The sequence below is a fragment of the Clostridium sp. CTA-19 genome (genome assembly GCF_054767855.1).
The window spans coordinates 38,812-50,303 of sequence record NZ_BAAABH010000026.1 but is presented as its reverse complement, the minus strand read 5'-3'; the positions used below and the strand labels follow the sequence as shown (position 1 = coordinate 50,303).

General features: G+C 26.0%; 9 protein-coding genes and 1 tRNA gene. 9 read left to right on the top strand and 1 reads right to left on the bottom strand.

The features are described from left to right. From ACYUE0_RS13570 to holA, 8 genes are all read left to right on the top strand, one after another. Window positions 1–465 (top strand): RNA-guided endonuclease InsQ/TnpB family protein (locus ACYUE0_RS13570; RefSeq protein ID WP_460270991.1); only part of this gene is annotated, 465 nt, incomplete at its 5' end. 159 nt (window positions 466–624) lie between these two features. After that, window positions 625–1,653, top strand: coding sequence for a selenide, water dikinase SelD (gene selD, locus ACYUE0_RS13565; RefSeq protein WP_460270990.1), 1,029 nt, complete (start codon window positions 625–627; stop codon window positions 1,651–1,653). 99 nt (window positions 1,654–1,752) lie between these two features. Continuing rightward, window positions 1,753–3,138, top strand: a complete 1,386-nt coding sequence (gene selA / locus ACYUE0_RS13560; RefSeq protein WP_460270989.1) for an L-seryl-tRNA(Sec) selenium transferase — start codon at window positions 1,753–1,755, stop codon at window positions 3,136–3,138. Between the two features lie 95 nt (window positions 3,139–3,233). Further along, complete coding sequence (selB, locus tag ACYUE0_RS13555; protein ID WP_460270988.1) at window positions 3,234–5,141, top strand: selenocysteine-specific translation elongation factor; 1,908 nt, start codon at window positions 3,234–3,236, stop codon at window positions 5,139–5,141. Window positions 5,142–5,252: 111 nt separating this feature from the next. After that, a tRNA-Sec gene (locus ACYUE0_RS13550) sits at window positions 5,253–5,349 on the top strand. An 809-nt stretch (window positions 5,350–6,158) separates the two neighbouring features. After that, window positions 6,159–6,356 (top strand): PspC domain-containing protein, encoded by a 198-nt coding sequence (locus ACYUE0_RS13545; RefSeq protein ID WP_199868749.1) that lies wholly within the window; start codon window positions 6,159–6,161, stop codon window positions 6,354–6,356. Between the two features lie 147 nt (window positions 6,357–6,503). Further along, on the top strand, window positions 6,504–8,285 hold the full coding sequence (locus ACYUE0_RS13540) for a ComEC/Rec2 family competence protein (RefSeq protein WP_460270987.1): 1,782 nt from the start codon (window positions 6,504–6,506) through the stop codon (window positions 8,283–8,285). A gap of 454 nt (window positions 8,286–8,739) precedes the next feature. Beyond that, on the top strand, window positions 8,740–9,765 hold the full coding sequence (gene holA, locus ACYUE0_RS13535) for a DNA polymerase III subunit delta (RefSeq protein ID WP_347561413.1): 1,026 nt from the start codon (window positions 8,740–8,742) through the stop codon (window positions 9,763–9,765). Between the two features lie 77 nt (window positions 9,766–9,842). On the opposite strand, the gene rpsT is transcribed toward holA, so the two are convergent. Next, window positions 9,843–10,109, bottom strand: coding sequence for a 30S ribosomal protein S20 (gene rpsT / locus ACYUE0_RS13530; RefSeq protein ID WP_010292636.1), 267 nt, complete (start codon window positions 10,107–10,109; stop codon window positions 9,843–9,845). A 401-nt stretch (window positions 10,110–10,510) separates the two neighbouring features. Here rpsT and gpr point away from each other — a divergent pair, with 401 nt between their 5' ends. After that, a complete protein-coding gene (gene gpr / locus ACYUE0_RS13525; RefSeq protein ID WP_061994990.1) occupies window positions 10,511–11,491 on the top strand; it encodes a GPR endopeptidase in 981 nt (326 codons plus the stop codon). The last annotated feature ends 1 nt before the right edge of the window (window position 11,492 follow it).

Genomic DNA, 11,492 nt, shown 5'->3' with positions numbered 1-11,492 from the left:
TTAAAAATAAGAAATAAAAATAATAAGGAGGGAGCTACTAGACAAAATATCCAAAAGCAAGTAGTTAAGGTACAGAAAATCCATCAAAGATTATATAATATTAGAAATGATTATAATAATAAAATAGTTTCAGAACTAGTGAAAATCAAACCAGTTTTTATAACTATAGAAGATTTAGCTATTTCTAATATGATTAAGAATAAGCATTTATCTAAAGCTATACAAAAGCAAAAATTGTATGACTTAAGAAATAAACTTATTTCAAAATCACATCAAAATAATATTGAAATAAGACAAGTGAGTAAATGGTATCCATCATCTAAACTTTGTAATAAATGTGGAAGCATAAAAAAGGACTTAAAGCTTTTAGATAGAGTATATAATTGCAAGTGTGGTTATAGTTTTGATAGAGATGCAAATGCTTCATATAATCTCAGAGATGCAAAAGAATATAAGATTATCTAACGTTAAATAGATACTTATATATGTACCGTTGGCTAGATGGGAATTTAGGCCTGTGGAGTGCTATATAAACCAAAGTAGCTTCGGCAAAATGGAGTACATTGAAACAGGAAAAATCTCAATATGGGTATTTTTGTCCATATTTTGAGTAGCAGGCTTAACATGGATAAGAGACTGACAGAGCTTTCAAAAACGTCAGGTTGAGCAGCAAAAATAGGGCCGGAGACCCTTTCAAAAATATTAGGTAAATTACCTAAAATGGAAAATGAAAACTTGATAGTTGGAATAGAGACTTCAGATGATGCAGCTGTTTATAAAATAAATGATGATATAGCAACAATACAAACTTTAGATTTCTTTACGCCGGTAGTAGATGACCCATACATTTTTGGTCAAATAGCGGCAGCAAATTCATTAAGTGATGTATACGCTATGGGAGGAAAACCAACTGTAGCTATGAATATAGTATGTTTCCCTAATTGTCTTAATATAGATGTTTTAGGAGAAATATTAAAAGGTGGAGCAGATAAAGTTATAGAAGCAGGGGCAGTTATTATAGGTGGACACAGTGTTGCTGATGATGAGCCTAAATATGGGCTTTCCGTAATGGGATTAGTTCATCCAGAGAAAATATTAAAAAATTATGGATCTAAGGTTGGAGATATTTTAATTTTAACCAAGCCATTAGGAACTGGAATACTTACAACTGCTATAAAGGCAGAAATGGCATCTAAGGATGCTTATAATGAAGGTGTAAAAGTTATGAGCACTTTAAATAAATATGCAGGGGAAATTATAACCAAATATAATATAACGGCATGTACAGATGTTACAGGTTTTAGCTTAATGGGACATAGTTATGAGATGGCAAGTGCATCAGAGGTAACATTTAAAATATTTAAAGATAAATTACCTATAATAAATTCTGTAGAAGAATATGCAAAGATGGGTTTAGTTCCAGCAGGGACCTATAATAACAGAAATTATCTGAACGGAAAATATGAATTAAATAATGTTGATGATTTTATTTGTGACATATTATTTGATCCACAGACTTCAGGTGGTTTATTGATATCAATACCTAAAGAAGAAGGAATTATACTTTTTGAGGAATTAAAAAGATTAGAGTTGAAAACTTCTATAATAGGAGAAGTTGTAGAATTTAATGATAAGCATATAATTGTAGAATAATTATTTGTAAAAGATGCATCTGATTTATGTTGAAATTTTAAAATGTTTAATTGCTATTTTAAAAATGAAAATAATTTATTAGGGTTTAGGAGAGTGCTTATGAACAAAGAATTATTAAGGAAACTTCCGAAAATTGATGAGTTATTAAAGGAGCCATTAATTCAAAAAGAAATAGATATTACATATAGAGTATTAGTAGTAGATTCTTTAAGAGAAGCTATAGATAAGTTTAGAAGAAATATATTAGAAAACAAAATTAATGATTTTGAAAGTGAAGATGTTTTAAACTATGCACTAGGAATTTTAACTAGAAAAAAACAGCATAATTTAAGAAAAGTTATAAATGCTACTGGAACAGTTATACATACAAACTTAGGGCGTTCTTTATTAAGTAGCGATGCAGTTAAAAATGCTATGGAAGTGGCAAGTAGATACAATAATTTAGAATATGATATAAAAGAAGGAAAAAGAGGTTCTAGATATAGTCATATAGAAGAATTAATAACAAAAATAACCGGTGCAGAGGCTGCTATAGTAGTTAATAATAATGCAGCAGCCATAATGCTAGTTTTAGATACTTTATCTAAAAATAAGGAGGTTATAGTATCAAGAGGTCAACTTGTTGAAATTGGTGGATCTTTTAGAATTCCAGAAGTTATGAAATTTAGTGGAGCTAAATTAATAGAGGTAGGTACAACTAATAGAACTCATTTATATGATTATGAAGATAATATAAATGAAAATACAGGTATATTATTAAAGGTTCATACATCTAATTTTAAAATTTATGGATTTACTGAAGAAGTAGAACTTGATGAATTGGTAGAATTAGGACAAACAAAAGAAATACCTGTAGTAGAAGATATTGGTAGTGGAGTTTTGGTTGATTTCACTAAGTATGGATTTACTCATGAACCTACTGTCCAAGATAGTATAAAAAAAGGGGTAGATATAGTTACTTTTAGTGGAGATAAAATGCTAGGAGGACCTCAAGCTGGAATAATAGTTGGAAAGAAAAAATATATACAAGCAATGAAAAAAAATCAATTAACTCGTGCACTTAGAATAGATAAGATGACTTTAGCAGGATTAGAAGGAACATTAAGACATTATTTAGATGAAAGGAATGCTATAAAAAACATTCCAACTTTAAATATGATATTAGCATCTAAAGATGAAATGAAGAAAAAAGCTATAAGATTTAGAAAAAAACTTAGAAATGTAGTTAAAGATTTTAAATTTGATATAGAAGAAGATTATTCTATGGTTGGTGGAGGATCTATGCCAACAGAAAAAATACCTACATATGTTATAAAGGTTAGAAATGAGGGTATATCAGCAGCAGAAATAGAAAAAAATCTAAGACTAAATGAGGTTCCTATTATAGGTAGAGTTTTTGATAATGAGTTTATAATAGATGTAAGAACTGTTTTTGAAGAGGATATAAAAGAAATTATAAAGGCTTTAAAAGACATGGAAAACTAAGTTTACAAAAATAATAGTTTAAGGTTTATTGGTCTATTTTATTAAATAAGGTAGACCAATGTCTTTTTAAAATTTAATTTGAAAGGATGTTAGTTATGAAACACGTTATTATAGGAACTGCAGGTCATATAGATCATGGAAAAACTACATTAATTAAAGCGTTAACAGGAAGAGAAACTGACACTTTAAAAGAAGAAAAGGATAGAGGGATTTCTATTAATTTAGGTTTTACATATTTTGATTTACCATCTGGAAAAAGAGCAGGAATAATTGATGTTCCAGGTCATGAAAAATTTATAAAAAATATGCTAGCAGGAATAAGTAGCATAGATGTTGTTCTATTAGTTATAGCAGCAGATGAAGGAATTATGCCACAGACTAGGGAACATTTAGAAATCCTACAACTTTTAAATGTAAAAAAAGGAATAATTGTACTTACTAAAGCTGATTTAGTTGATGATGAATGGATAGATATGATAAAAGGAGATATAAAAAAAGAATTTGAGGGTACATTCCTTGAAAATGCTCCAATCCATGAAGTATCATCTAAAACAAAATCAGGATTTGAAGCTCTTACTGAAGATATAGAAAAGCTTACTAGTGAAGTAAATCCAAAAGATACAGAAGGACATTTTAGATTACCGGTAGATAGAGTATTTACCATAAAAGGATTTGGTACTGTTGTTACAGGAACAGTAATAAGTGGACGTGTTAAAGTTGGGGATAGTATAGAAATATATCCATCTAAAATAATAACTAAGGTACGAGGTATAAGAATTCATGATGAACCGTGTGAAATAGGTGAAGCGGGACAAAGATGTGCAATAAACCTTACTAATATAAAATTAGAAGAAGTGTCAAGAGGAAATGTTATAGCAAAGGAAAATATAATGGAACCTTCTTACAATATAGATTGTAATTTATATTATTTAAAAAGTGCAGAAAAACCATTGGTAAATAGACAAAGAGTTAGACTTTACCATGGTACAGAAGAAGTACTTTGTAGAGTAATTATATTAGACAAAGATGAGATTAAACCAGGTGAAAGTGGATACGTTCAATTGAGATTAGAAAAGCAAATAACTGCACAACGTAATGACAGGTACGTACTTAGAAGCTATTCGCCTATGTTTACAATAGCAGGTGGATCAATAATAGAGCCAGTAGCTAAAAAAGCTAAAAGATTTGATGAAAAGTATATAGAAGAGTTAAAAATTAAAGAGAGTGGAAAATCAGAAAGCATATTAGAAAATGTCATAAATCAATTAAGCAACACATATCCTAATAAAGCTAATATATTAAAATCACTTGGGAAAAATTTAGAAAATATTGATGAAAAAATAGAAGAACTAGTTGAAAATAAAATTATAATAGAACTTAAAGCATCAGAAAATAATATATATGTTCATAAAGAGTTTTTAAAAAATAAGATAAATATCATAGAAGAAAACTTAGTAGAGTTTCATAAGATTAATCCTTTAAAATTCGGAATGTCAAAAGAGGAAATAAAAAGTAAGGTTTTTGGTAAAGCTTTAAAACAAAAAAATTATGATGAAATCTTAAATCTTTTACAAGATAGAAACATAATAAAAGTAAATTCTAAGTTTATATCTTTGTTTAATTTTAAAGTTGAATATAATAAAGAACAACAAAGAATTAAGGAAACATTGATAAAGTCATATAAAGAAACAAAATATAATTGTCCCAAGTATAGTGATTTAGCTTTAAATGAAAAAGATAAAAGTAACTTTAAAATGGTCTTTGAATCTTTACTTGATCAAGAGTTATTGGTAAAACTCAATGAAGAGTGTATAATAGAAAAGGGAAATTATGATAAAGCAAAAATTATGCTAAAAGAATATATCGAAAAAAATGGATCTATAAGTGCATCATCAACAAGAGATTTATTTGAAACTAATAGAAAGTATGCAGTTGCTATGTTAGAACATTTTGACGGCATAAAATTCACTAAAAGGATAGAAAACGACAGAATTCTATATTAAAATTATAAAAAGACAGATAAATTATTAGAAACATAAAAAAAGTGTTGAATTATGTGAAAAATTTGATATAATAATAGATGTGTCAATAATTATTTGAAAAACAAATATTCTGGGAGTAGATAGGTGCTGGTGTGCCTGCCGGTCTTCAAAACCGTGTTGCCGTGCTAAGACCACGACGGGTGGGTTCGATTCCCACATATTCCCGCCAAATAAGTATATACAGACTTATATAATCTTAAGGTTATATAAGTCTTTTTATATTTATTTAAATTTTAGAAGTATTAATTTCTTAGGAGATACGAGATTTAGAATGAATTCTTTTAAAACCTGAAAATATGTATAAAAATGAATTGTAATATAATAAAATAGCTATGGCATATAATGTATAAATAATTTGAAAAAATCTACAATGTAATATATTAGTATATATTTAAAATGTAACTTATTTATTAAAATCTTAATATAAAAAAGGAACTGAATCATTAGCTTTGAAATATATACTAATGTAACATATTATTTTTTATAAATTAAAATTTAATTTAATGTACTTAAAATTAAAATCAAATGAAAAATATTTTTAGTATCATTAAAAAAATATAAAGTAATTAACAAATTATTCACTAAAATTCTGCTAAAAATATTAAAAAGTATGATTTCTAAAATAAGTATTAGGAGTTGAAATTTATGAAAAGATTATTTAAAGATAAGGCTGTAGAAATTAAAACAATTTTGAACAGAGTATTCACAGATACAGAATTTATTTGTTATACTTTTAGATTTAAAATTTAGTAAGAATATATAAATAGTAATATTAAAGTTAATGTATAAAATTTTATATAAAAAAACAATCTAAAACCTTATGTTTATTATATAAGGTTTATTTTTATAACAAACAATGTAGAGAATATTTAGGGTACAATAGAAGAATAAAATAGTATAATAAAAGTAAGTATAAATTATATAACACTACATAAATAAGTATAAATTTAGAATTATGTATAATTGGAGGTGAAGATAATGGAGTTTTTCAAAAAACCTATATATAAATCTAGAAAAAATAAAAAAATAGACGGGGTATGTGCAGGTATAGCAAATTCATTAGAGGTAGATGCTAGTTGGATTCGAATTCTATTTGCACTAACTATTTTATTAGGGGGATCTGGTATCATTGTATATTTAATATTAGATATAGCTCTGGAGAAAGAGCCAGAGTAAAACAATAAGCTTAAAAAATATGAATTTATGATAATTTATGTTTTTTAAGCTTATTATAAGGTTTGAAGCTATCAGTTAAAATTATTTATCTATTAAATGATAAAATTTAAGCCTGCTTCCCTATGTGTTAAGTTGAATGGATAAAATATGAATTATGTGGCAATAATTTCTATAAAAATGATAATAGGTGATTATATGGAAAGGCCATTAATATTTTATGCTATATGTATACTTATAGGTAATTTTTCTGCATTGTTTTTGTTGCAAAATGTTTATTTTATATTTTGTATATTATTAATTTTTTTAATAATATCCTATATTGAATTAGAAAAGCATTATTTTTTCTTTGTGCTAGCTTTTATTTTTATAGGATTTGTTTCATATAGTATATACTTTACTACAGAACTAGGACAATCTGTTCAAGGTAGAATTATTGAAAATAATAATGGTAAAGTTATAGCTAAGATAGAAAGTAGAAAAGTACTTTTAGAAGGCAATAATTTGGATGATTTAAAACTAGGACAACTATTTAATGCAAAAGGATTGTATATAAAAGATTTAGATTATAAAAATGGAATTATAGGAGTTTATAAAACAAATAAAATAGAAAAAGGCAAAGATAGTATAACAAAAATTTATAATATAAAAAATAACTGTTATAATAAAATTGCAAAGTATGATGAGGATATAGCATCAATTGTTATGGCTATATCTTTAGGAGATAAATCCTATCTAGACTATGAAAAGAAAAATGATATGAATACTTTAGGAATTGTGCATATACTTACAGTTTCAGGATTCCATATTGCGTTGATATATAAATGTATGGAAAAATTGTTAGGATATAAGATATCTATATTAATTACACTTATCTACATAACAATTATAGGCTATACAGCCTCTACAGTTAGGGCATTTATAATGATTTGCGTTTTTGTATTATCAAAAAAAGTTTATAGAAATTATGATGGTATAAGTAGTTTAGCATTAGCGTTTATAATAGTTGTCACAATGAATCCATATTATATTTTGGATCCTGCCTTTAATCTATCATTTTTATCAGTGTTAGGTATTTTTGTAATGAATAAAAAATTTGATAAAACATTATACTTTTTACCTAAACTATTAAGAGACTCTATAGTTATTACATTATCCGCTTCGACTTTTACAACATTATATATTGCTTTTAATTTTGGTACAGTAAATTTAAATGGTATAGTAGGAAATTGTTTGTTAATTCCATTTTATACAATTCTAATAATAGCAAGTAATATGTTTTTATTTATTATTTATATTCCTAAAATAAACACTTTATTTCTATGTTTTTTAAAAGGATTATTATTATGTATAAATACCTTTGAAGGGTTTTTAATAAAAGATTTTAATCAGGTATATAATGTAGGGTATGTTGCCTCTTTAACTATTTTATCTATGTATTGTTCTTATATATTTTATAAAAGTGGCTATAAAAAGAGCAAATATATACCCGTTATAATGCTTATGATTACAATTATAAGTCAATATTCCTTTTATCCCAATATACATTATATAAAGACAAAAAAAGGAACTACTATAAATATTAATTACAAAATGAAAAATGTTATTTTAAGCAATAAGTCAGTAAAACTTTCAAAAATAAAAGAACCATTAGATATACATAGAATTTATGATGAAATAGATTGTGAGAAAAATTTAAATTTAGATAATAAATATAACATAAAAGCTATAAATAGTGATGGTTATTTAGATTTAATAATAGCTTGTAAAAATAAAAAGATATTTATAACTGAGAAAGAGAATTATAGTAAAGCCAACATAGACAAATATAATATTGTGGAATTGGTTGAAGATGATAAATATAAACCAAAGGGAACTATATATGGAAAGTATAAGCTTATAAATGAGGATATAGTAAAAATATATTATTAAAGTAAAGAGTTATTGTAAAATAAAAAAAAAAATTATAATATATAGATATATAGGAAAACAAGCTGACATTTAAATTTATTCATCAAATTTTTGTTATCAGTTGAGAAAAATAAGTGCAAATATATTTACTTAAGAATTATGAATTATGAATTATGAATTTAGGATGAAAGTGGCAACCACTTTCTGAAAATGATTTTAAAAAATCTATCAATATAATTTGCTTTACAAATTTATAAAAAGATACGTTGAAAATTACTAGGAACGAAGTGAGTAGTAATAACCAAAACTGTTCACTATTCACTATTAACTTTTAACTAAAATAATCTGTTAGTTATTAAAAAAATATTAATTTGAGTTTTCTCATTTGATAAATGAATAAGTTTAAGATTTAACTTGGAACCCTATATCAATTTTTAGTTTATACATTCTTTCTATGAAAGGTAAGGGAAAACCGGTGATTAATTTAGTTCAATTTGAAGCAAATATAAAAAAAGGTGACTTGAAAAATTTATATGTATTTTGTGGTTCCGATGAGAATTTGATAAAAGAATCTATAGAAAAGATATCGAAGGGATTAGTGGGAGAAGATTTTAAAGAATTTAATTTTATAAGATTAGATGGAAGAAAAGTGGATAATGACATTATAATAAATGCTTGTGAAACTATGCCTTTTATGGGTCAGCGAAAAGTTGTTGAAGTTTTTAGAGCAAATTTTTTAGATGATACTAAATCTTTAGATGATGAAAAAACAATAGATTTTAATAAACTTTTAAAATACACACAAAATTTACCACCATATACAACATTAATAATGTACTATATATTTAAAAGTGATAGAGATAAACCTAGTAGTAAAGTCAAAAAACTTGAAAAAAATGGTGTATTAGTAAAGGTAGATAAAGTAAAGGGTAATAATTTATATTTTAAAGTAAAAGAAGTTTTTGAGAGAAAAGGTAATAAGATAGATAAACCTGAATTGAGTTTTTTTTGTAGTTTAGTAGAAGGTAATATGGATATTATAAATAATGAGGTGGAAAAACTTTGTTGCTATTGTGAAGGAAGAAACATAACTAAAGAAGATATACTATTATTAATGTCTCAAAAGAGCGAAAATGATATCTTTAATTTAGTAGATTATATATCTCAAAAAAATATAAAAAAATCTATAGATGTATTAAATGAATTGATTTATAAAGGGCAAGAGGTAACGTCTATATTATATATGATACAAAGACAATTTAGGTTACTATTATCTGTAAGAGTAAGCAGTGAAAAAGGAGAATCTATTGAAAAAATATCTAGAAAATTTAGATTGCATCCATATGTAGCTGAAAAAATGATAGGTCAAAGCAAGAAGTTTACTTTGGAAAAGCTTAAGAGAAATCTAGAATTAGCATTAGAAGTTGAAGGTAATATAAAGAGTTTAACAACTAATAGTAGAATACAGTTAGAATTCTTTATTATAAATTCTATGATATAAAAAATAACTAATCTTTAAGGATTAGTTATTTTTTATATAAAGTAAAATAAAAAAACCGGTAAAAACCGGTTCATTTATTAAGCTGATAAATTGTTTAATTTAGTAGCTAATCTAGATTTCTTTCTAGCTGCTTTATTTTTATGTAGTATTCCTTTTGATGCAGCCATATCTAAAGCTTTAGCAACTACAGTATAGTTAGCTTGAGCTTCTTCTACATTTTTGTTAGCAACTGCAACTTCAAACTTTTTAATTCTAGTTTTAAGTGCAGATTTTATCATTGTATTTTTAAGAGTTTTAGCTTTAGTAACTTTTATTCTCTTTTTTGCTGACTTAATGTTTGCCATTTCACTTCACCCCCTTGTATTTTTATCACGTCTCAGCAGCTTTGGGGAAGTCTGCGTATGAGTTCTTTTTATTCAACAAGTGATATTATATCACTAATTTTTTTACACTTCAAGTAAATTTTATAAGTTAATTAGAAAAAATTACTGATTTTATGTATAAATACCCCTAAATCTTATTATAACAGTATTAATAACAAAAATACATAAAATTTTTTAACTTTATATTAATTGCTAAAAAAATACATGGGGAATTTAATTTATTTAATTGTAATTAAGAAGCAGTAATTAAAGAATATTAATATTTTATTTGGAAAAAATAAAATCAGATATAATTTTAGAATAATATGCTATAAACACTAGTTTTACAATTAAGAGTTAAAAAGTTTAAGGGAGGAATACCAGTGAATAATATTAGAACGGATTTAGCATTAGAAGCTAGGGAGTATTATACTGAGCAAAATAGTGAAGAACGTGAAATAGATGGTGTAGAAGTTGAAGAATATGTTGATAAACAAGTTATGGTTTCTCATGTTAAAGTTATAAATGAGAATGGAGAAAAAATAATTGGAAAACCTAAAGGAAGTTATGTAACTTTAGAGTTTGCCGATTTTGTTTATTATGACGTAGAGGCAAAGGAAGATTTAAGTCAAAGTTTAGCAAAAGAACTTTCAAAATTAGTAAAGATAAATGATAAAACCACTGCGTTAGTAGTTGGCTTGGGAAATTGGAACATTACACCAGATGCATTAGGTCCTAAAGTTACATCAAAGTTAATGGTGACAAGACATTTAAAAGAATACGTACCAGATAGTATAGATGAGGGAATAATACCAGTTTCTGCTATAGCACCAGGTGTTCTTGGAATCACAGGTGTAGAAACTAGTGAAATAGTAAAAGGTGTTGTAGATAGAGTAAAACCTAATGTAGTAATATGTATAGATGCATTAGCATCAAGAAAAACTCAAAGAGTTAATAGAACAATACAAGTTGGAAATACAGGTATATCACCAGGTGCAGGAATAGGAAATAATAGAATGGCGTTAAATGAAAAAGAATTAGGTGTTCCTGTAATAGCTATAGGTGTTCCTACAGTTGTAGATGCGGCAACATTAGCGAATGATACTATAGAACTAGTAATAGAAGATTTAATGAAAGAAGCTAAAAGTGGTAGTGAATTTTATAATAGTTTAAATTCATTAGATAGAGAAGAAAAGGAAGTACTAATAGGTCAAGTTTTAGGTGAAAAAATGGCTACTATGGTTGTTACACCTAAAGATATAGATATGGTAGTAGATTGTCTATCAAAAATTATAGCTAATGGTATAAATATAGCATTGCAGCCAGCCCTGACATTGGAGGACATTGATAGATATTTAAATTAAA